Source organism: Arthrobacter sp. SLBN-112, from assembly GCF_030944625.1.
In the GTDB taxonomy this organism is placed as follows: domain Bacteria; phylum Actinomycetota; class Actinomycetes; order Actinomycetales; family Micrococcaceae; genus Arthrobacter.
In genome coordinates this window covers 39,271-60,918 of the sequence record NZ_JAUSXY010000001.1, presented here as the reverse complement: position 1 = coordinate 60,918, position 21,648 = coordinate 39,271, and the positions used below count along the sequence as shown (strand labels likewise).

The window sequence follows — 21,648 nt, the reverse complement described above, 5'->3', positions numbered from 1 at the left end:
CGTGGAATTATCGCAGAGCAACCGGGCCGTCATCATCGGCGCCGGCCCCCGGGGCACCAGTGTGCTGGAGCGGCTGCTCGCCCACACCGCCGCCGCGGGACGCCTTGTGCGGCTCCACATCGACGTCGTGGACCCTTACCCCGCTGGTCCCGGTCACGTATGGCAGCCTGGGCAGTCCCGGCTGTTCCTCATGAACACCCAGTCCTTCTACCCCACGCTGATTCCCGAGGACCCGGCGCTGCCTGCCCCCGTTGCCGGCACCACGTTCGACCAGTGGCGGTTGCGGCAGCAGCAGAATCCGCTGCCGGCCCTCACCGATGACGAACGGGCGGAAATTGCGGTACTGGGCTCGCGTGATTTCCCCAGCCGCGCCCTGTACGGCCGGTACCTTCGCAGCACCCTGGAGGAGGTGCTGGCCAAGGCCCCCGACGGCGTCACCATCGAATTCCACGAAACGTCAGCGCTGTGGGTGCGCCCAGCCGCGGACGGAATGTTCGACGTCGGCCTGGCCGCCGGGGAAACCATCAGGGCCAACTCCGCGGTGCTCGCCCTGGGGCACATCCCTTCCCGGCTGAACCCGGAACAGCGCGACCTCCAGGACTCGGCCGCGCGGCTGGGTTTGCAGTACTTTCCGCCCGCAGCGCCCGCGGATGTGGATTGGTCCCGGGTCCCGGCCGGCGAACCTGTCCTGGTCCGCGGCATGGGGCTGAACTTCTTTGACACCATGGGCCAGCTCACCGAGGGCCGGGGCGGGAAGTTCGTCTCCACCGGCAACCGGCTTGAGTATGAGCCGTCCGGCCAGGAGCCGTTGATCATTGCGGCCTCCCGGCGCGGCACCCCGTACCGCGCCAAGGCTGCCCTGGACGGCTACTACGCACCCTCCGTCAGGCTGCGCTACCTCACCGAGGCCGCCATCGGGCGGCTGGCCAAGGCGGGAATCCGGCCCTCGTTCGACCATGACTTGTGGCCGCTGCTGCACCGTGACGCCCTGTGGGCCTACTACTCCACGCTGGTGCGCTCGCAGCCGGGAGCGGTACCTGACGCGCCGGCATTTCTTGCCGCGCTGGAGGAAGCCCTGCAGCCGCATGCGCACAGTGCCGTGAAGTGGGAGGACGGTGTGGAGAGCGTCCTTGCCGTCCACGTCGGCCCCAGGCACCGCCTGGACCTGCTGGGCCTGGCCGCTCCGCTGGCCGGCCGGTCGTTTGCGTCCCGGGCCGAGCACGACGCCGCCGTGGTGGAGTTCCTGCTCGACGATGCACGCCGTTCCGCGCTGGGCGAGGACGATCCGGTCAAGATGGCCATCGGCGCCCTGCACCACGGACGCGCCGTCCTCAAGACGGCAGTGGCCGACGGCGGCATCACCGATGAGTCCTGGGTGGCCGGACTGCGTGGCTGGTTTGAGTCCTTCGTTGAGGGCCTGGCCAGCGGGCCGCCGGCGCTGCGTTCCGAACAGCTCGCCGCGCTGGCCCGGGCCGGGGTGGTCAGCTTTGTTGGGCCGGACCCCAAATTCGGGGTGGACCGGAAGTCGGCGTCGTTTACGGCTTCCTCCCCGTGGGTTTCCGGGCCGCCGGCCACTGCGCGGACCATGGTGGAAGCGTTGGCCCCGGGCAACCGGGTGTCAGCCAACGATTCCCCCCTGCTCGAGCAGCTGCTGGCCGACGGGCTGGTCCGGTCCAAGCTGATGATGACCGCCGAAGGCGCCCCTGTGCAGTCCACCGGACTGGACGTGGAGCCCCACCCGTACCGCCCGGTGGGGGCCAACGGGTCTGTGACCGGGGGCCTGTTCGTGCTGGGACTGCAGTTGTCATCGGCACAATGGGGCACCGCAATCGCCGCCGAAGCCCTCCAGCCGGGAGGCCCGGCCTACCGCAGCGGCCAGCGCACGCTGCGCGATGCCGACGAAATCGCGGCAGCCATTCCTGTCCAGGGTGTAACCCACCAAGGCTCAATGGCGCATCCTGGTGTCAGCCGTGCGGGCAGGCCTGGGGGAGCTTAAAGCAAAAAACCCCTGGCGGCCGGTGCCGGCTGCCAGGGGTTCCCTTGCGGAAGGTAAGAGATTCGAACTCTTGGTACGGGGTTACCGCACACTGGTTTTCAAGACCAGCTCCTTCGGCCGCTCGGACAACCTTCCTCAGCTAGTAGTGTTTCATAGGCACTTGCCTGCAACAAAACAGGCCGCGGGCAGGAGCCCGGTGCACACTGGTTGCAGCCAGGATTTGAATCAGGAACGGGAGAAGTCCATGAAAGCCGTCTACATTACGGAACCGGGCGGCCCGGAAGTGCTGGAAGTCCGCGACGTGGATGCGCCGGTACCCGGCCAGGGGGAAGTGCTGATCGATGTGGTGGCTGCCGGCTTGAACCGGGCCGACGTCCAGCAGCGCCGCGGCTTCTACCCGCCGCCCCCTGGCGCCTCCGAGATCCCCGGGCTGGAAGTATCAGGCCGGATCGCGGGCTTCGGCCCCGGCGTCAGCAAGCCCTTCTCGGTGGGGGACAAGGTGGTGGCGCTGCTGGCAGGCGGCGGTTACGCCCAGCAGGTGGCGGTTCCGGCCGAGCAGGTTCTGCGCGTGCCCGAAGGGGTTGACCTGGTCACAGCGGCCTCCCTGCCTGAAGTGGCGGCTACGGTGTACTCCAACCTGATCATGACGGCGCAGCTGCAGCCGGGTGAGACCGTCCTGATCCATGGCGCCACGGGCGGAATCGGCACCATGGCCATCCAGCTCGCCAAGGCCTTTGGCGCCAAGGTTGCCACCACGGCCGGCACGGCCGAGAAGGTGGGCACCGCCAAGGCGTTCCTCGGTGCGGACATCGCCATCAACTACACGGAGGAGGACTTTCCCGAGAGCCTCCGGCGCCAAAATGACGGCAAGGGTGCCGATGTCATCCTGGACGTCGTGGGAGCCAAGTACCTTCAGCAAAACGTGGATGCGCTCGCGGATTACGGGCGCCTCATCGTGATCGGGCTGCAGGGCGGCACCAAGGGGGAGCTGGACCTGGGGCTGCTGTTGAAGAAGCGCGCGGCCGTGGTGGCCACGGCGTTGCGGCCCCGGCCCGTGGCGGAGAAGGGGGCCATCATGACCGCCGTCCGGGACGCCGTGTGGCCGCTGATCGTGGACGGCAGGATCCGCCCGCTCGTCGCCAAGACGTTCCCGCTGGACCAGGTCGGCGCGGCCCATCGCTACTTCGACAGCGGGCACCATGTGGGCAAGGTCCTGCTGGTCATGTAGGGCTTAGATACTCAGTATTGCCAGGGTCCCTCCGCCGGGTTAGTGTTGTCTATACGCGGTATGCACGGGTCTTGGGGGCTCGTGCATACCGGTAATGACCAGCCCGGGGGAGCATAATGTCCATACGCCACAGCCTCCTCGCCCTGCTGCAGGACCAGCCGCGCTACGGCTACCAGCTGCGGGTCGAGTTCGAGAACCGCACCGGGGCCACCTGGCCCTTGAACATCGGGCAGGTGTACACCACGCTGGACCGGCTGGAACGCGATGCGCTGGTAGCCAAGGACGGCGACGACGGCGAGGGCCACGTCGTCTACAGCATCACCCCGGCCGGCCAGGCCGAGGTCCGGAGCTGGTTCGCCGCGCCCGTAGAGCGCACCCACCCGCCCCGCAACGAGCTCGCCATCAAGCTCGCGCTCGCCGTGACGCTGCCCGGCGTGGACGTCCAGGCCATCATCCAGGCCCAGCGGGTGGCGTCCATCAGGGCCCTGCAGGATTACACCAAAGCCCGCCGCGACACCGCGGCGAACCAGCGCGCCGCGGACACCGCCTGGCTGCTGGTGCTTGACTCGCTGATCTTCCAAACCGAAGCGGAGGTCCGCTGGCTGGACCTCTGCGAGGCCAGGATGGTGCAGCAGGCGCAGTCCGCCGCGGCGGCCACTGCCCGGAAGACGTCCAACGGGGCCACGGAAGACGCCCCGCTGAACGCGGACACCCGCCGGTGAGCGTGCAGGGGCCGCAGCAGGTCCTCGAGCTCGCGAAAGTCGGCAGGACGTTCGGTGCGGGCGCGACGGCGGTCGCCGCGCTTCGCGACGTGGACCTCACCATCGGCGCGGGGGAGTTCGTCGCCGTCATGGGCCCCTCGGGCTCCGGCAAGTCCTCCCTGCTGGCCCTGGCCGGCGGCCTGGACCGTCCGACGTCGGGCGCTGTCTTCGTGGAGTCCACGCCCCTGGCGGGGCTGGGCCTGAACGAGCTGGCCCGGCTGCGCCGCCGCGCTGTGGGGTACGTGTTCCAGGACTTCAACCTGGTGCCCACCCTGACGGCCGAGGAGAACGTGGCGCTGCCCCTGGAACTGGACGGGACATCGACCAGGAAGGCGCACCGGCAGGCAGCCGACGCGCTCCGGCAGGTGGGGATACCCGAGCTCGCCTCCCGGTATATGGACCAGATGTCCGGCGGCCAGCAGCAGCGGGTGGCCATCGCCCGGGCCATTGTCGGCGAGCGGCGGCTGATCCTGGCCGACGAACCCACCGGGGCCCTGGACTCCACCACCGGCCAGGGGGTCATGGAGGTCCTGCGGTCCCGTGCCGACGCCGGTGCCGCCGTCATGCTTGTCACCCATGAGGCGCGGCACGCCGCCTGGGCTGACAGGGTGGTGTTCCTGCGGGATGGCCGGATCATCGACCAGGCCACCGCCATGCACGACCCCACCATGCTCCTCACCCAGGCCGGACTCTGATGCCGTTCGACCTGGCTCCGGCGCCGCATGGCCGCCGGAGCAGCCTTCGGGTTGCCCTGCGGCTGGCGCGCCGCGACATCGCCCGCCACAAGGGGCGGTCCCTTCTGATCATCCTGCTGATCATGGTGCCGGTGGCCGGGATGACCGGTGCCGCCACCCTCTACCAGAGCTCCCAGCGGACGCCCGCGGAAATCGTGGACTACGAACTCGGCGGCACGCAGGCCCGGTTCAGCGCCCTGCCGGTTCCGGGCGCCGATTCGCTCCAGGACCCGCTCAACGACGCCATGGTGGCCTCCAGCACCGGCCGTCATGACCCGGATTTCAAGCCGACCGACCCCCGCGATGTCCTTCCCGCCGGCTACCAAGTCCTGCCACAGCGCCTGCTGCAGCTGACCACCGGGGTGGGGGAAGCCCTTGTAGCACTGCAGGGCAGGGAAGTGGACGCACTCAACCCGGCCTTCGCCGGCAAGTACACGCTCCTGGACGGGCGTCCTCCGCGCGGCGCGGCGGAGGTCCTCGCCTCACCCGGGCTGCTGGCCCGCTTCCACCTCACCTTCGGCCAGGAAATCACGACGTCGGCAGGAACCTTTGTCCCGGTGGGCACCATCCGCGACGCCGGCTCGGCGGACAGCAACAGCTTCCTGTACCTGCAGTCCAACCAGGTGCCGGCGGACCTTGCCCCCGGCCCGCAATCCCACCTGTCGGTGTCGTATTACCTGGTGGGGCCTGAGCCCGTGACATGGGACTACATCAAGGACGCCAACAGCAAAGGCGTGGCTGTGCTGTCCCGCAGCGTGGTCCTGGACCCGCCGCCCCTCGAACAGCGCGTCGTCCCGGGTTCGCGGCCCCGCGACGACTCCTCGGCCCTAATGGCCGTCTACGCCACCTTCGGCCTGGTCGGCGCGCTCGCACTCCTGGAGATGGGCCTGCTGGCCGGCGCCGCCTTCGCCGTGGGAGCCAAGCAGCAGGTGCGCGAACTGGCCCTCCTGGCTTCCTCCGGGGCGGAAAGCCCCACCATCCGCGCGGTGGTCACGGCGGGCGGACTGTGGCTTGGCGGCATCGCTGTTGCCGCGGGGGCCGCGGTGGGGCTGGGAGCCGCTGCCGTCGTCGTCCATCTGGTCCGGCTGACCGGATCCGTCCGGCTGGCGGGCCTGCACCCGGACGTCCCCATGACACTGGCCGCTGCTGCCATGGGCCTGGCGGCCTGCATCCTGGCAGCCATGGTGCCGGCCCGGCAGGTGTCACGCCAGGCGGTACTTGGCGCGCTCAAATCCGGGCGGGCGCCGGGGCCGAAGACCCGGCGGTCAACCATTGCCGGTGCCGTGACGCTGGTCGCTGCGGCGGCGCTCCTGCTGACCGGCTGGGTGCTGGGAACGTCCACCGCAGATCCCGACCAGCGGGCCGCGGAGCTGCCGCTGGTGGTCAGTATCCTGATCCTCGGCGCGGTCCTTGGTGTTGCCGGCCTGGTCCTGGTCACCGGCTGGCTGGTCCTCCGCCTGACGTCCCGCACCCGGTGGATGTCCCTGTCCCTCCGGATGGCGGCGCGGGATTCGGCCAGGAATCGCGGACGGAGCGTCCCGGCCGTCGCCGCGGTACTCGCAGCCGCCGCGCTGGCCAGTGCTGCGATGGTGCTCTCGGCGAGCCAACAGGCGGGACTGCGGCAATCGCACTGGTGGGGCGGACTGGAAAACCAGGCGTCCCTGCCGCTGGTGGTGGACCCGCCGATCGCTGCCGGCGGCAGCAGGCGACCGCCCGTGCACGTGGACGCGTCCGCACTTTCCTCCGCCGTGTCCGGTGCCGTGGGCGCGGTGGAATGGACCCACCCCATCACCGCCCCGGAAAGCACCCGCACCTGCACTGACGCTCCGGCCGACCCTGAGTTGCCTGCCCGGACGTCCTCGTCCAACTGCCTGCAGTACTCACTGGCCCTGCCCGAAGCCAACGAGTGTCCGCGAACGCCGCAGGGGAGGCTGAAGGAGTCAGGTGATTGGCGTTGCCGCGGCTCGATGGCCCTTCGGTCGTCCTTCGACGGGACGGTCCTGGTGGGCGGCGAAGAGGACATTCGCGCCGTGCTGGGCCGGGACGCCACCCCGGAGGCCCTGGCCGTGTTGAACGCCGGCGGGATGGTGGTGACCAATCCGGTGTTCGTCAGCGACGGACACGTGCTGTTGCAGGCACAAGACGTACGGACCCATGAACCGGCCGTGCCAGGGCCCGGTACCGTCCCCATCACGGTCAGCAGCACGTCGCTCGCCGCGGCAGTGCTCGAACCGGTGGTCGCCGTCCCCTACTACGGCGTTGTGTCACCGGAAACCGCGCAGCGGCTTGAGTTGCACCCGGAACCTGCGGCCCTGCTGGTCCAATTGGCCAGGCACCCGTCAGCGGCGGAAACGGACGCGGCTTCCGCGGCGGCGGCATCCGTCTACGGGCAACCGGGAATGACATTCCGGGCTGAACCTGGCATCTCCCAGGACAGCCAGTGGACCACCTGGGTCATTGTCGCCGTCAGTGCGCTCATCACCTTCAGCGCCGCGGGGATCACCACTGGCCTGTCGATGGCAGACGCCCGCAAAGACCATGCCACGCTGGCCGGGGTTGGCGCCGCGCCGCGGTTGCGCAAGGCCCTGGCGGGGTCCCAGGCCCTGTTCACCAGCGGGATCGGGGCGGTGCTGGGAACGCTGGCGGGAACCGTGCCCGCTGTCCTCCTGGCCCTCTCCACGGACATGCGGACCGCCGTCGAGGTCCCGTGGCTGCACCTTTCGGTCCTCGTGGCGGCGGTGCCTTTGACGGGGGCGGCGCTCGCGTGGGTTTTCACCCGTTCCAGGCTGCCCATGTCACGGCGGGACCTGGGGTAGGAACCGGATTCGGCAGCCTGCCACCGTGTTCCCCGGGCCGGGTCCCGCTCGTTCGTCGCCGGTTCGCCGCCGCTCACCGCACAGCCTGGCGCCGCGCCGCCGTCGGACGTTCCCGGCGGGTTACCCGTTGGTAGGGTCCCAGTAGCAGAAGTGGGACAACTCTCAAGGAGGAGACATGGCCGGAATGCCGGACCAGCGGAAGAGCGGATCCCGGGCGGAGGGCGGACTGGCGACGGACCCGGATCTTCCCCCGCCGGCCGTGGACGAGGCCCGGCTCGAAGCCGAAGACCGGAAGTGGACGCCGGGCAAGATTGCGCTGTGGATGGCGATCGCGCTGCTGGGCGGGGTTGCCTGGTTCATGCTGGCGATCGTCCGTGGCGAAACCGTCAACGCGATCTGGTTTGTTTTCGCCTCCGTCTGCACGTACCTGATCGGCTACCGCTTCTACTCCAAGGTGATCGAACGCTACATCACCAAACCTGACGACCGCCGCGCCACGCCTGCCGAGTACAAGGCAGACGGGAAGGACTACGTCCGCACGGACCGGAACGTCCTCTTCGGCCACCACTTTGCCGCCATCGCCGGCGCCGGCCCGCTGGTGGGTCCCGTCATCGCCGCGCAGATGGGCTACCTGCCCGGCACCATCTGGATCATTCTCGGCGTCGTCCTCGCCGGCGCCGTGCAGGACTACCTCGTCCTCTTCTTCTCCATGCGCCGCGGCGGACGCTCGCTGGGGCAGATGGCGCGCGAGGAGCTCGGTGTCATCGGCGGCACCGCCGCCCTCATTGCCACCCTGCTCATCATGGTGATCATCGTCGCCATCCTGGCGCTCGTCGTCGTCAATGCCCTGGGTGAAAGCCCGTGGGGCGTGTTCTCCGTAGGCATGACCATCCCCATTGCCCTGTTCATGGGCGTGTACCTCCGCTACCTGCGTCCCGGCAAGGTGATGGAGGTCTCCATCATCGGCTTCGTCCTGCTGATGGCCGCCATCATCGGCGGCGGCGCCGTGGCCGGCACCGAATGGGGTGCAGCCTTCTTCCACCTGGACAAGGTCACCATCGCCTGGGGCCTCATCATTTACGGCTTCATCGCCGCGATCCTGCCGGTCTGGCTGCTCCTGGCGCCGCGTGACTACCTCTCCACGTTCATGAAGATCGGCGTCATCGTGATGCTCGCGCTGGCGATCGTGGTGGTCCGGCCGGAAATCACCGTCCCGGCGTTCAGCGAGTTCGCCGGCCGCGAGAACGGGCCGGTGTTCTCCGGCGCCCTGTTCCCGTTCCTGTTCGTCACCATCGCCTGCGGCGCCCTCTCTGGCTTCCACGCCCTGATCTCTTCCGGCACCACGCCCAAGCTCATCGAGAAGGAACGGCAAACCCGGTACATCGGTTACGGCGGAATGCTGATGGAATCCTTTGTCGCAATCATGGCGCTCGTGGCGGCCATCTCCATCGACCGGGGCATCTACTTCGCCATGAACGCACCGACGGCACTGACCGGCGGCACCGTGGAAACGGCTGCGCAGTGGGTCAACAGCCTGGGCCTGGCGGGGGTCAACATCACCCCCGACGTCCTCGCCCAGACCGCCAAGGACGTCGGCGAGCAGAGCATCATTTCCCGTTCCGGCGGCGCTCCAACGCTCGCCGTCGGACTGGCCCACATCATGCACCAGTTCATCGGCGGGACAGCCATGATGGCCTTCTGGTACCACTTCGCCATCATGTTCGAGGCACTTTTCATCCTCACGGCGGTGGACGCCGGCACCCGGGTGGCCCGATTCATGCTGCAGGACTCGATCGGAAACTTTGTCCCCAAGTTCAAAGAAGCCTCGTGGCGGCCGGGCGCCTGGCTCTGCACTGCCGTCATGGTCGCGGCGTGGGGTGCCGTGCTGCTGATGGGCGTCACCGATCCGCTCGGCGGCATCAACACCTTGTTCCCGCTGTTCGGCATCGCCAACCAGCTGCTGGCAGCGATCGCGCTGGCCGTATGCCTGGCCATCGTCGCCAAGCGCGGCACTTTCAAATACTTGTGGATCGTTGCCCTGCCGCTGGCCTTCGCCGCGGTGGTCACCATCACGGCCAGCTACCAGAAAATCTTCTCGCCCGTTCCCGCCGTGGGGTATTTCGCCAACAACGCGGCGTTCAGCAAGGCGCTGGCGGACGGCAAGACCGAGTTCGGCACCGCCAAGTCCGTGGCAGCCATGGAAGCCGTGGTCCGGAACACCGCCATCCAGGGTTGGCTGTCCGTGATCTTCGTGGTGCTCAGCATCATTGTGATCGCCACGGCGGTGCTCGCCACGGCCAAGGCGTTCAGGGACAGGGCGGCCGGGAAAGAGACCAAGGACAACGAAGACCCGGCCTTACCCTCGCGGGTGTTCGCCCCCGCCGGCCTGGCACCAACGGCAGCCGAGCGTCAGCTTGGCGCCGAGTGGGACAAGGTGCCCGCCGCCGCCCGCCTTGAAAGGGCCGGACACTGATGGGTGCCGGAACCACGGCGGTGGCGAATGGCTTTCGCGGGTTTGCACGCTACCTGGGAGGTGTCATGGGCGCGGATGCGTACGCCAAGTACCTGGAGCACCACAAGGCCTCCGGGCACCAGGAACCACCCCTCGGTGAGCGGGAATTCTGGCGGGAGCGCACGGACCGCCAGGACAACAACCCGCAGGGCAGGTGCTGCTGATTGAGCCCGCAGCGGACAAGGCGCCGGCGGCGTTCATGGAGTGGCCCGGGGCCGGATTCCGCATGAGAGTATGAACGCATGAGCGATCCCAATGACACTCAGGCAGCTGAGGACCTCCCGGTAGAAGGCACCACCGTTGATGACGGCCAGTCGCCGCTCCAGGCCCCGCGGGGAACGGACGGAAGGCAGCAGCGCAGCAGCCTGCATGACCTTGTTGACGAGCCCGCCAAGGTGATGCGGATCGGCACCATGATCAGGCAGCTTCTGGAAGAGGTAAAGTCCGCGCCCCTGGACGACGCTGCGAGGGGGCGGCTGGCAGCCATCCACAAGCGCTCCATCAAGGAGCTCGAGGACGGTCTTGCCCCCGAACTGGTAGCGGAACTGGACAGGATCAACCTGCCGTTTTCTGACAATGCCACCCCGTCAGATGCCGAACTCCGCATCGCCCAGGCCCAGCTGGTGGGCTGGCTGGAGGGCCTGTTCCACGGCATCCAGACGGCCATCGCGGCGCAGAACGCGGCACGGGAACACGCTGCGGCTCAGCTGCAGCTTCGCCAACTGCCGCCGGGCACCATGATTGCGCCCGGCGTCGTCATCGGTGAAAACGGTGAGCCCCAGCGCGCCCCGGCCGGGGCACGGCCTCCCGCGCCCGGCTCGCCCAACCAGCGTGACGACCCGGACCACGGTCCCGGCCAGTACCTGTAGGCTCCGCTTGGGCTTTTTCAGCGCCGCCAGGCAGGGGCGCAAAGATGACGTCGAACTCGGCAAGGGGCTGTGGCGCCGAGCGCACGACCGCTTCCACCGTGGTCTGGACCGCTTCCACCAGGTGCTCGAAGGGGTGGAGGACGACCAGCTGTACGGCGAGCTGGTAGGCATTGCCAACGACCTCGCGGCCCTGTTGCTGCGGGTCCGGGCAGTGTGCATGGAGGCACAGCGCCGTTCGCCCAGTGATGGCTTGGACATTCCGGCCGGACTGGCGGACGTGCACCGTGCCCTGTCCAAAGCGGGCAACTCACTGGCAACCACCGCGGAAGCGGCCGCCATGCTTCGTCTCGCCGTGGGCCCGGTCCCGGTAGGGGCGGCGTCCGTCCGGCGCCGCGCTGAAGCGGTCTTCCAGCAGGTTGACGACGCCGAACGCCGGCTCCGCGGGGAGTAGTTCTGTCCACGGCACGAAAATATTCCCGGTCCGGCCGAAGAATATTGCCGTTACGCGCCTGGCTGACAGAGCGGGAAATCAGGCGATGTGGTTCCGCGGCTTTGGCAGGATGAACTTATGACTCTTTCACCTACCTTGACTTTCAACGACGGAAACACGATCCCCCAGCTCGGCTACGGTGTGTGGCAGGTTGAGGACGATGTGGCTGAAAAGGTTGTCCGCCAGGCATTCGAAGCCGGCTTCCGCCACATTGATACGGCAAAGATTTACGGCAACGAGGCAGGCGTAGGCCGCGCTATTGCCAGCTCCGGCCTCTCGCCCGAACAGATTTTCATTACCACCAAGCTGTGGAACGCGGACCAGGGATACGAGCCGACCCTCGCCGCCTTCGAGGAGTCGATGGACCGCCTTGGCCTCGAAACCCTGGACCTGTACCTCATCCATTGGATGCAGCCCAAGCAGGACAAGTACGTCGACACCTGGAAGGCGCTGATCGAGCTCCAAAAGCGCGGCCGGGTCAAGTCCATTGGTGTTTCCAACTTCACCGCAGAAGGCCTGCAGCGCCTTATCGACGAAACGGGAGTGGTTCCGGCCATCCATCAGATCGAACTGCACCCCTATTTCAGCCAGCGCGAGCTGCGTAAGTTCGGCGCTGACAACGGCATCCTGACCCAGGCCTGGTCCCCGCTGGGCCAGGGCGGGGAGCTGCTGCAGGACCCTGCCGTAGCGTCCATCGCGGCCAAGCACCAGGCCACTCCGGCGCAGGTTGTTATCGCCTGGCACCTCGCGATCGGCAACGTGGTCATCCCCAAGTCGGTGACCGAGTCCCGCATCAAGGAGAACTTCGCAGCCCTTGAGGTCTCCCTGGATGCTGACGACGTCGACGCAATCAACGCGCTGGACCGGACTGCCAGCGGTGAAGGCCGCATCGGACCCGATCCCGCCGTGTCCGATTTCCAGTAAGCCCGCGGTTCCAGTAATCCGCGACGGCGGCCCAAGGCCTCACCCGGCCGGTGGACTCCCGCCACTCCAACGTCAGCCCCGCGCTGCCGGCAACCGCCAGCCGCGCGGGCTGACGCCTTTAACGCGGCCGGGTACGTCCCTGCGGCGGCCTGGCCTCCGCGGCGTTTCTGCGGTGGTCACGACGCTGCTGCGCTGCTGCTGCCTTCTTTCGGGGCGTGTCAGGCGGCGATTCTGACCGGCTCGACGCTGACGGCGTCCACCACGGCCCAGCTGTCCTCACCCGTGCACTGCCGGGTGGCAAAGCGTTCCGCTTCAACCAGGGTGTCGAAGACCTCGGCGCGGGCACGCCCACAGTCAGCATCGAAGTAGGTGACGTGAAATTCCTGAACGGCTTGGTTCTCCATGAATCCAGTGTGCAACCGGGGTCTGACATTCTTTGGAATCAGGCCCGCGTGTTGCCATCCGACCGGAGCTCGATAAAGCCGCAGGACCCGGACATCACGGCTTTTGGGACGCGGCAGCTGACGGTTCAAGGTCGGCAAGGGTCAGCAGGTGTGCAGGCCTTTCCGGGAACGGAAAAGTTGCGGTTACCGCCAGGGACGGACCGACGTGAACCAGCTCCCCGGGCGCCATGGCCCGCCAGCGCGGGTTATTGTCCATCGCTTTGGTAGCGAACAGGACGTGCGGGGACAGGGACAGATCCGTACTGCGGGAGTGGATCCGGGGGCTTCTGGCATCCAGCGGTGCTGCAGGGGCCGGTTCGGCGGCAGGGTTCCTCTCCAGGATGTACAACTCGTGGCTGGCCGGATACCGGAGCGCCCAGAGGTCGGTGGCAGTGGTGAGGATGAGGTTCAGGCTGTAGACCGGCAACTCCGCTGAGATCCATTCGATGGCCCGGATGATGCCTTCCCCGATGTCGCCGCCTGCACTCCGGGTTTGGGCCGTGATGAGGGCGAACAGCCGCTCACTGTCGGTCTGGCCCTGTACCAGGTCCGCAACTCCCAGTTCCGCGAGACGGCGGTCAAGCCGTTCGATGCCGGCGAAAGCGCCGTTGTGGGCAAAGAGCCGGCCGTCCTGCATGAACGGGTGCGTATTCACCAGGGTGCGTGCACCGGTGCTCGCGTACCTGACGTGGGCCAGGAAGGTGGTGCTCCGCAGCTCACGCGCCTCGCGGGCAAAAGTGTGGTCTTCCCAAGCCGCCAGCGGCCTTTTGGTCAGCCTGGCCCTGCCATCCGCGTCGAAGGTCCCGATGCCGGCCCCGTCGGGCTCGCGCCGGCTTTGCTCGGTGAGGCTGTCCGGGGCATCCAACAGCCAAAATGTCGCCCGAACGGTTCGCGGACCGGCGTGCAGCCCGAACAATCGGCACATGGCGCGTCCTCCGGGCCGCTAGTGGTGGAAGGCGGGCGTCTGCCCCTCGGAGGGCATGGGCGCAGTCAGTGCGTCCAGGTAGGCGACTTCCTTCTTGAGGTCTGCCAGGAAGCTGGCGGCGAGGTCGCGGGTGAAGCCGTTGCGGACCACGATGCGTTGGACCGTGGTGTCGCTGAGCCCTTCGGGCAGCGGATAGGCGGGGACAAGCCACCCGTTCATCCGGAGCCGCTCGGACAAATGGTGCAGATTCCAGTTCTTGGTGTGGCCGTCGGCGAGTTGCCACGCAAAGACCGGAATGTCGGAACCGTCACTCCACAGGGTGAATGCTTCCATGGCCCCGATCTCCCTGGAGAGATACACAGCAACGTCACGGGAGGTGGCTTGCACGGACTTGTAGCCGGCGAAGCCCAGCCGCAGGAACAGGTAGTACTGCAGCAGTACCTGGGCGCCGGGCCGGGAAAAGTTCAAGGCGAAGGTGGGCATGTCGCCGCCCAGGTAGCTCACGTGGAAGATGAGGTCCTCGGGCAATGCGTCCTCGTCCCGCCACACGATCCAGCCGAGTCCCGGGTACACCAGCCCGTATTTGTGGCCAGAGGTGTTGATCGAGGCCACGCGGGGGAGCCGGAAGTCCCAGGCCAGTTCCGGCTGCAGGAAGGGGGCGATCATGGCCCCGGACGCCCCGTCGACGTGGATGGGGATGTCCAGGCCCTGGCCTGCCTGGATAGCGTCCAGGGCGGCGGAGATCCCCTCGACGGACTCATAGGCACCGGTATACGTCACACCCATGATGGCCACGACCCCAATAGTGTTCCCATCCACGTACCGCTCCAGGTCATGGCCGTCCAGCTTGGGGTGGTCCGCCGAGACGGGTACGAAGCGCGCTTCCACTTCCCAGTAATTGCAGAACTTCTCCCAGCACACTTGGACTGCTGAACTAAGCACGATGTTGGGTTTGTCCGTCGGTTGTCCTGCGGCGCGGCGACGGTGCTGCCAGCGGCGCTTCAGGGCGAGGCCGCCGAGCATGCACGCCTCGGAGGAGCCGATGGTGGAGGTGCCAACTGTCTTCGCCGGATCCGGCGCGTTCCACAGGTCGGCGAGCATCCGCCAGCACCGGGTCTCGATGAGCGCTGTCTGCGGGTATTCGTCCTTGTCGATCATGTTCTTGTCGAAGGTTTCCGCATAGAGCTGTGACGCCTCCCGTTCCATCCACGTCCCCACGAACGTTGCCAGGTTCAGCCGTGAGTTGCCGTCCAGCATCGCCTCGTCGTGGACCATCTGGTAGGCCGTGGAGGGCAAAGATTCTCCCTCGGGAATCGTAAAACGCGGGAAGAGGGTGGCTTCCCCCGGCCGGCTGAACAAGGGGTTCAGCTCAACGCTTGTTTCGGGTTCATGCTTCGATGTCCGGTGTGACCTTGTCATTGCAGGGTTCCTTCGAGCTCGTGAACGCCGGGCATTGCGGCTGGTGTCCACGTTACAAAGGAACAGCGGCCGCCGGCAGCTGGCGCCTTGGTTGTGGGCTGGTTAGTTGCTGTCAAGGCGAAGCACGCGTTCATGTGCGAGCATTGCGGCGCGGCTCGCCTTGTCGGCCGCCCGGGCCGCCTGCTTGGCTTCGGCGGACGTGGCGGCCAGCTTCCTGCGGGCGTTCTCCAGCCGTTCTTCGGCGGCCTTCAGCCTCTCCCTGAGCCCGGCTGTCTCCTGCTGCAGTTCCGCAATTTCGGTTCGCGCCTGCTCGGCGTCAGCCTGCAGGTCCGCGGAACGCCGGGAGGCGTTTTCCTCCGCAGCCTGGGCCTCGGCGTGGGCAGCCTTGGCGCGTTCCAGCGCCGGCGGCGAGGCTGGCCGCGGAGTCTGGCGTACTGCCTCAAGGCGGGGCTTGGCGGGCCTGGGCTGGGAGGCGGGTTGCGGCGTCGTCCGCGTCCTTGCTGCCGTTGTGTCCAGTGCAGCCGGGGGAGGCGTTGACTTGGGGGAGGACGACACAGTGGGGAGCGTTCCGGGGAGGGCCACCGCCCCGCCCAGGTCCACCTGGTTGACGCCGTCGGCGGACAGGACCTTCAGCAGGCGGCCGCTCGCAACGGCCGCGGCTGCTCCCTCATCTGCCGTCAGCGCCCGCAGGGTCTCCTCAACGTCCGCTGCCATGGGTCCGCTGATGGGGCGTCCCTGCTCCGCTGCGACAGTCCGGGCGGTGTCGACGGCGGCAGCCAGCAGGGTGCGGCGCTCGCGGGCAAGCGAACGGAGGGCAGCGGCATCCAGCGATTCCTGCGCGGAGCGCATCCTTTCCCCCAGGGCGGACAGGCCAGCCAGGACGTCAGGTCGTTGCCGGGCCAGCATGTTCACCGCCCAGGCGGCCACCGACGGTTTCGGCAGGGCGCGGATCGCCGCCGCCAGCTCCTTGTCCTGTCCCGCCGCCTCCTTGGCGGCAGCAGCCCGGGCCGTGATGAAGCCGTCAAGATCCCCGGCATAAAGCCTGTCCGCACTGTCCACCAGGGCTTCGTCTTCCATGCCGCCATCTTAGGTGCCGGCCGTTGCACCGGTGTCCGTCCGGTCCGGCCGGTGTCCGGAGTCCCTGTTACTCGTGACCGGGGAGGGGTATGTTGCTCGAATGGACGATTCTTATCAGGTGATTGTGGTTGGCGGCGGTTTCGCCGGAAAGACGGCCGCCGAGGAGTTGGGCCGCAAGGGTATCCGGGTGTTGCTGGTCGATACGAACAACTATCAGCAGTTCCAGCCGCTGCTCTACCAGGTGGCTGCGTCCCAGATCGGCGTCTCGGCGGTCACCCGGCCGCTCCGCTCCGAATTCCGGCGCATCAACAGCGTGCGGGTCCTGACGGCGGAGGTGACCGCCATCGATGCTGCCAACCGCACTGTCACAACCCGGGACGGATCCAGCTACCGGGCCCGGGCCCTGGTGATCGCCACCGGTGCGGTGCCGAATTTCTTCAACACGCCGGGCGCCGAAGAACACGCCTACCCGCTGTACTCGGTGGCCGATGCCACCCGCCTCAGCGCCGCCATCACCGCAATGCTGGACGAGGCCGACCGTGAGCCCGCTGCCGGGGCCGACGTCATCGTGGTGGGCGGTGGCCCCACGGGCGTGGAGACCGCAGGAGCGTTGGCCGAGAACGTCAAATACCTGGTGCCGAAGTACTTTTCGCCGGGGCTGGCCGCACGCTGCCACGTGCATTTGATGGATATGGTTCCCAACGTGCTGGCCGCCTTCTCGGAAAAATCCCAGGCCTACGCACGGGACCGCCTGACCAAGCTGGGAGTCCAGTTACACATGGGCCAGGCCGTGGGCGACGTAAGGCCTGACGGTGTGACCCTCAAGGATGGGACCGATATTCCTGCCCGGATCGTGGTGTGGGCAGGTGGACTCCAGGCCGGCAGGATCATTGCGGAGTCCGGACTGAAACAAGGCCGGGGCGGACGCGTGGATGTCCAACCCGACCTGACGGTTCCTGGCTTCGAGGGCGTCTACGTGCTGGGTGACTCCGCCAACATCACCGATGCCGCTGGCCACAAATTGCCGCAGCTCGGGTCGGTGGCCCAGCAATCGGGCAAATGGGCCGCGCGAAACATCTATGCGGACCTGACCGGCGGCACACGGGAGCCCTTCCGGTACTGGGACAAGGGATACATGGCCATGGTGGGCCGGGGCGCAGCGGTGGCGGAGCTGGGGCGCCGGCGCCTGCAATTGCAGGGGCCGCTGGCTTTCGTGTCCTGGCTCGCTGTCCATCTCGCCCTGCTGCCCGGATTCCAGCAGAAAGTCCGGGCCTTGTTCTCGTGGGCGAACGGCTACCTCACGCACAGCCCGGCGCAGGTGGTGGTGGGACGGCCGGATTAGGCGCGGGCCGCCGTCGTTATTCCGTGGCGAAGCCCAGGAGGCGGCCCGCGGTGGTCCAGCCGGACTCCTGAAAGCCGGCGGCTGCATCCGGTTCAACCACCATGTTCAGGTCCCCGGCACCATGCAAAAATGCTTCTTCAGCCATGGCCGCGAACAGGGCACGCGTGAAAACCTCTTGGTCCGGGCCCTCGGGGACTTCGAGGATGGCGACGACCGCAACTTCGTCGCGCACCTGGATGCGGCCCCTGGCCACCGGGTGGTCAAAGACAGTGATTTCGACGGCGTCGTAGGTTTCCATGGGTGCCAGGGCCACCTGGGAATTCTCGGGCAGGTCGAGGCCCGTGTTCAGCTGGGCTGTCGGGGCGCTCAGCAGAAGCCTCTCGGCGGCGGGGGAGAATCCAGGCGGGGCGGGCACCTCCGCTGCGGCTCCGGCGACGATCAGGGTCAGGCGTGCCCCTGGCCTGCCCGCAGCCGTGCTGGCCAGCTCTTCCGAATCCGGGCCGGGCCAGCCTGCCACGTACTCCTGCCCTCCAGCGGCGCTTCCGGGGCCGTCGTCCAGGATGAAGCCGGCGCCTGCCGGATCGGCGGACCGGCCCTGCAGGTCGGCCCAGGCGGGGACCCAGCCGAGCGTCGGGGCTTCGTGCTGTTCCGGCATCCGGGGTTCCTAACGTCAGAGTGCGGCCGTTGCCCGCACGGTCCTGTTGAATCGGTCGACGCGGGCGTCCCTGCCAACGTATCGGATCAGCCGTGGGGCCGCCAACGCCCGGGGGCGACGGTGGTCAGGGCAGGTGGGTGAAGGACATTCCTGCCGCCAGCAGTTTGTCGAGGGCGTGGGCCACGCCCTCAGCCGTTCCGCCGTTCGGGTGGTTGCCATGGCAGATCACCACATCACCTGGCCTCGCCTTGCCGATTTCCTTGGCGACGACGGCGGGCGGATAGGTTGCGCCGCCGTCGCCGTTGACGCTGAAGCCTGCAGGCCTGACACCCAGGGCACGGAGTATGTCGGCGGCGACGTCGTCCATGTAGGCGGTGCCGGGGCGGAAGTAGCGGGGGCGGCCGCCGGTGAGCCCCGTCAGCGACAGATCGTTGGGGATGACCTCATCATAGACTTCTCCGGCGTTCCTGGTGCCGGGAATCCCATAGGCGTTGTTTCCGGTGGTGGACAGCGGCTTGTGCGAGGTTCCGTGGTTGGCCAGTTCGAACAGCGGGTCCGCTGCCAGTTGCCGCGCCGTTGCGGGGTTGGCGGTGATCCACCGCGAGTTCAGGAAGAGCGTGGCCGGAATGTGCCGCTGGCGCAGGGTGTCGAGCAACGCCTGGTCGTAGCCGTTGCCGCCGGGTCCACCGCAAAAGTCGAAGGTCAGGGAGATGCCCTGGGAGGCGGGGTGGAAGCCTGGTCACGACGCCCGGGGCCTCAAGGCCCCAGTAGCGGGCCTGGTGCTTTCCATAAGCGGCAACAATCTCCGCGCGTGAGGGCACGGGCGGCAGTGAAACGGGAAGCGGGGACGAATCGTCGGGATTCACATCGAGGATCCGGGCGGGAGCGCGTGTGGCAACGCTTGATGGTTCCGCAACTGTTCCTGCAGCGTCAGCCGCACCCTTCCTGTCGGGCTCGAGGTCCGGAACGGCCGCCGAGAGCGTGAGTACCGCCGCCAGCAGGACTGCTCTGCGGCCGGGGCCTTTACCGTCCTGGCTCATGTGGCGTGCGCCCTGTGGTTCCAACGCTAGTTCCCCCGCAGGGACTTCAGGCCGTCCCACGACTGATCCCTGTTGACCCTGAACCTGGGAGTGCTGGATGAGGTGGGGAAAGGCACTACCGGCTGTGCGACGGCGCACGGAACAGCAGCCGGAACGAAGGGGGTCATGACGGGATGATACCCCGGTTTCCTTGACATTCCGTGAACCCGGAACCGCAGCGGAGTGCCTGCGTGCATTTCTGGCCACTAACCGGCGCAAGACCCGGCAATCGTCGGCAAAGCAGAACGACGGCAGGGAAGCGAGTTGCTTTCGCCGGGGCTGCACACATTGAATCCGACGTCCACTACCGATAGAAAGACATTGTGAAGCAGAGTATTTTCGCCCGCGTCGCCCAGCTCGCGAAGGCCAACCTGAATGCCCTCCTGGACTCAGCGGAAGACCCGAAGAAGATGCTGGACCAGATGGTCCGGGACTACTCGGAGAATATCCGTGAAGCTGAGGCAGCGGTCGCCCAGACCATCGGCAACCTCCGGATGGCAGAGGACGACCACGCCCGCGCCGTCAACGACGCCAGCACCTGGGGCCGCAAGGCGGTCGCCGCGTCCCGCAAGGCCGACGAATTCCGGGCCGCCGGGAACAGTGTGGACGCCGACAAGTTCGACGCCCTCGCCAGGCTCGCTCTCCAGCGGCAGATGTCCGCCGAATCGACGGCTAAGGCGCAGGCGCCTGCCCTGGCCGCGCAAAACGAGGTCGTCGACAAACTCAAACAGGGGCTCGACCAGATGCGCGGCAAGCTCGGTGAGCTGACCGCCAAGCGCAACCAGCTCGTCAACCGTGCCAGGGTTGCCGCCGCCCAGTCGCAGGTGAACGACGCTCTCAAAGCCCTGGATACCGGGGACCCAACCTCGGCTATCGGCCGCTACGAGGAGAACATCCGCCGGCAGGAAGCCACGGTCCGCGGCCAGCAGGAACTCGCCGCATCATCCCTGGACGCACAGTTCGCCTCCCTCGAAGACCTCGGAGAGCAGACCGAATTGGAGGCACGGCTCGCCGCGCTCAAGTCCATGGACCGGAAAGCCCTCGACCACTGAGGCTCTTCGCTGAAGGCGCTTGACCCTTAACCGCCAGGTCTGGCGGAGTGGCCAGCGGGAGCCCCTGTGAAGGCGGTTTCGGTTAGTCGTCTTAGGCACCCGAATTTTCCATCAAAGCTTGCAAGATCCCTTGCCGTGCGGCGGTGTGGCGGGCTTGGATCGCTTCATGAGAACACCGCCGAGCAACCGGCTGACAGTTGGCTCCGTAACCATCGAGGCGGGGAAGATCCGTCGGAAGAATATGGATTCCATCCTCGATCTGGGATTCCTCTGCGCACCTGCCCCGGGCTCCGTGCTGCCCTCACTTGCGGACGTCAACGACGTCATTGCTGGAGTCACCCTTCCCTCGGCGCCACATCAGCGGTTCCATGCCGTACGGATCGGTCAGGGAATTGTCTTCTTCGTTTCTCCGGTCTCTCCCAGCTATGCGATTCGCGTCGCACAGGCCACTGCCCAAGCCCTACAGCTCTTGGGCTTCACTGGAACCATCACGGCATGCGCGGACAGACTAGGTCCCCGGCCCCGAAAAAAGCCGCGATATGCCTACAACGCCTCCATCTGCGCGGCTGACGCCGCGACCGACCAGGACTGGATGCCGCTGGCGTTCCGGGAGGTGAAAGACAACCAGTCGTGTTGGGCCGCTGAATCGCCGGCTTTCTCGACCTTGGTTAATCACCTGACCGGATGGGCTGCCGACAACACCAAAGGCCCGATCCTTGCAGGCCTCCACTTCACGATGACTCGGTGCGACCCCGATCAGGCCGCCGCAGTACTCAAACAGTGCTGTGGTGACGTCGGATGGGCCAATCTGCTCTTTCCCACAAAACACGGTGACTGGTACGCAAACTTTTCACGCGAAGGGTGGGTTCAGATCGGAGTCGAGTACAAAGACGGGGAACCGGAAGGTCTCAACGCTCTTACTGCGTTGCTCCAGGACCTGGCGCCGGTGTACGACTACGCCGCCGTCACGTTCAACCATTTTGGGGCCGTCACAGCCAACAGCGTGATGATGTCGTCGGGTGTTCCGGGTCCCTCAGATTCCAAGTTCGCAGCAGATCATTCCTTTGCGAAGACGTTCGCGCCAGGAATTTTCGCCTTTCAGGTCCTGGGACCCGGCCACCCGGAGTTGAAACCGGGGGACGCTTGGGAGACTTTCCCCCTCGACGGCGGTAAGCGAATGGTCATTTCCCGGGACCCGGGTGCCTGGTGGGGGCGGCAGGAAGGCTACCCCGAAACCGGTTTTGACGCCCTCAGAGAGGCCAACAAACAGCTGCTCGGCAAATGGGCCGTTCCCGTGACGACGCCCGGCGCCGATCCAACGTGAGG

At 67.2% G+C, this 21,648-nt stretch carries 19 protein-coding genes and 1 tRNA gene; 13 read left to right on the top strand and 7 right to left on the bottom strand.

Annotation, left to right across the window (positions count from 1 at the left end; genetic code table 11):
• Position 1: 1 nt before the first annotated feature.
• Positions 2-1,996, top strand: coding sequence for an FAD/NAD(P)-binding protein (locus tag QF050_RS00260; RefSeq protein WP_308928616.1), 1,995 nt, complete (start codon positions 2-4; stop codon positions 1,994-1,996).
• 47 nt (positions 1,997-2,043) lie between these two features.
• On the opposite strand, the gene QF050_RS00255 is transcribed toward QF050_RS00260, so the two are convergent.
• Positions 2,044-2,131, bottom strand: a tRNA-Ser gene (locus QF050_RS00255).
• 109 nt (positions 2,132-2,240) lie between these two features.
• Here QF050_RS00255 and QF050_RS00250 point away from each other — a divergent pair.
• The 9 genes from QF050_RS00250 to QF050_RS00210 all read left to right on the top strand — a co-directional run bounded on the left by QF050_RS00250 (position 2,241) and on the right by QF050_RS00210 (position 12,330).
• Positions 2,241-3,224, top strand: a complete 984-nt coding sequence (locus tag QF050_RS00250; RefSeq protein WP_308928615.1) for an NAD(P)H-quinone oxidoreductase — start codon at positions 2,241-2,243, stop codon at positions 3,222-3,224.
• Between the two features lie 116 nt (positions 3,225-3,340).
• On the top strand, positions 3,341-3,946 hold the full coding sequence (locus QF050_RS00245) for a PadR family transcriptional regulator (RefSeq protein ID WP_308928614.1): 606 nt from the start codon (positions 3,341-3,343) through the stop codon (positions 3,944-3,946).
• On the top strand, positions 3,943-4,680 hold the full coding sequence (locus tag QF050_RS00240) for an ABC transporter ATP-binding protein (RefSeq protein ID WP_308928613.1): 738 nt from the start codon (positions 3,943-3,945) through the stop codon (positions 4,678-4,680). The genes QF050_RS00245 and QF050_RS00240 overlap by 4 nt, the downstream gene beginning before the upstream one ends.
• Positions 4,680-7,535, top strand: a complete 2,856-nt coding sequence (locus QF050_RS00235) for an FtsX-like permease family protein (protein ID WP_308928612.1) — start codon at positions 4,680-4,682, stop codon at positions 7,533-7,535. The genes QF050_RS00240 and QF050_RS00235 overlap by 1 nt, the downstream gene beginning before the upstream one ends.
• A 175-nt stretch (positions 7,536-7,710) precedes the next feature.
• Complete coding sequence (locus QF050_RS00230; RefSeq protein WP_308928611.1) at positions 7,711-10,008, top strand: carbon starvation CstA family protein; 2,298 nt, start codon at positions 7,711-7,713, stop codon at positions 10,006-10,008.
• Positions 10,008-10,211, top strand: a complete 204-nt coding sequence (locus tag QF050_RS00225) for a YbdD/YjiX family protein (protein ID WP_308928610.1) — start codon at positions 10,008-10,010, stop codon at positions 10,209-10,211. The genes QF050_RS00230 and QF050_RS00225 overlap by 1 nt, the downstream gene beginning before the upstream one ends.
• Before the next feature lie 78 nt (positions 10,212-10,289).
• Positions 10,290-10,916, top strand: a complete 627-nt coding sequence (locus tag QF050_RS00220; RefSeq protein ID WP_308928609.1) for a bacterial proteasome activator family protein — start codon at positions 10,290-10,292, stop codon at positions 10,914-10,916.
• Between the two features lie 7 nt (positions 10,917-10,923).
• Positions 10,924-11,367 (top strand): hypothetical protein, encoded by a 444-nt coding sequence (locus QF050_RS00215; RefSeq protein ID WP_308928608.1) that lies wholly within the window; start codon positions 10,924-10,926, stop codon positions 11,365-11,367.
• A gap of 117 nt (positions 11,368-11,484) precedes the next feature.
• The gene (locus QF050_RS00210) at positions 11,485-12,330 is read left to right on the top strand and encodes an aldo/keto reductase (protein ID WP_308928607.1); all 846 of its coding nucleotides are present in this window, start codon (positions 11,485-11,487) and stop codon (positions 12,328-12,330) included.
• Positions 12,331-12,548: 218 nt separating this feature from the next.
• Here the strand turns inward: QF050_RS00210 and QF050_RS00205 are convergent, their stop codons facing one another.
• The 4 genes from QF050_RS00205 to QF050_RS00190 all read right to left on the bottom strand — a co-directional run bounded on the left by QF050_RS00205 (position 12,549) and on the right by QF050_RS00190 (position 16,194).
• Entirely contained in the window at positions 12,549-12,734 is a 186-nt protein-coding gene (locus tag QF050_RS00205; protein WP_308928606.1) for a hypothetical protein, read from the bottom strand.
• Positions 12,735-12,828: 94 nt separating this feature from the next.
• Positions 12,829-13,698 carry a class II glutamine amidotransferase gene (locus tag QF050_RS00200; protein WP_308928605.1) on the bottom strand — a complete coding sequence of 290 codons (870 nt, stop codon included), beginning with the start codon at positions 13,696-13,698 and terminating at the stop codon, positions 12,829-12,831.
• 18 nt (positions 13,699-13,716) lie between these two features.
• Positions 13,717-15,117: a glutamate decarboxylase gene (locus QF050_RS00195; RefSeq protein ID WP_308928604.1), complete on the bottom strand. Its 1,401-nt coding sequence runs from the start codon at positions 15,115-15,117 to the stop codon at positions 13,717-13,719.
• A gap of 102 nt (positions 15,118-15,219) precedes the next feature.
• Positions 15,220-16,194 carry a hypothetical protein gene (locus QF050_RS00190; RefSeq protein ID WP_308928603.1) on the bottom strand — a complete coding sequence of 325 codons (975 nt, stop codon included), beginning with the start codon at positions 16,192-16,194 and terminating at the stop codon, positions 15,220-15,222.
• A gap of 100 nt (positions 16,195-16,294) precedes the next feature.
• On the opposite strand from QF050_RS00190, the gene QF050_RS00185 reads away from it, so the two are divergent.
• Entirely contained in the window at positions 16,295-17,536 is a 1,242-nt protein-coding gene (locus QF050_RS00185) for an NAD(P)/FAD-dependent oxidoreductase (RefSeq protein WP_308928602.1), read from the top strand.
• A 16-nt stretch (positions 17,537-17,552) separates the two neighbouring features.
• Here QF050_RS00185 and QF050_RS00180 read toward each other — a convergent pair whose 3' ends face one another.
• Both QF050_RS00180 and QF050_RS00175 read right to left on the bottom strand, forming a co-directional pair.
• Positions 17,553-18,191 (bottom strand): hypothetical protein, encoded by a 639-nt coding sequence (locus QF050_RS00180; protein WP_308928601.1) that lies wholly within the window; start codon positions 18,189-18,191, stop codon positions 17,553-17,555.
• A gap of 124 nt (positions 18,192-18,315) precedes the next feature.
• The gene (locus QF050_RS00175; RefSeq protein ID WP_374121556.1) at positions 18,316-18,897 is read right to left on the bottom strand and encodes a polysaccharide deacetylase family protein; all 582 of its coding nucleotides are present in this window, start codon (positions 18,895-18,897) and stop codon (positions 18,316-18,318) included.
• 693 nt (positions 18,898-19,590) lie between these two features.
• Here QF050_RS00175 and QF050_RS00170 point away from each other — a divergent pair.
• Together QF050_RS00170 and QF050_RS00165 are read left to right on the top strand one after the other, a co-directional pair.
• Positions 19,591-20,322: a PspA/IM30 family protein gene (locus QF050_RS00170; protein ID WP_308932061.1), complete on the top strand. Its 732-nt coding sequence runs from the start codon at positions 19,591-19,593 to the stop codon at positions 20,320-20,322.
• 241 nt (positions 20,323-20,563) lie between these two features.
• Entirely contained in the window at positions 20,564-21,646 is a 1,083-nt protein-coding gene (locus QF050_RS00165; RefSeq protein ID WP_308928599.1) for a hypothetical protein, read from the top strand.
• Positions 21,647-21,648 lie beyond the last annotated feature (2 nt).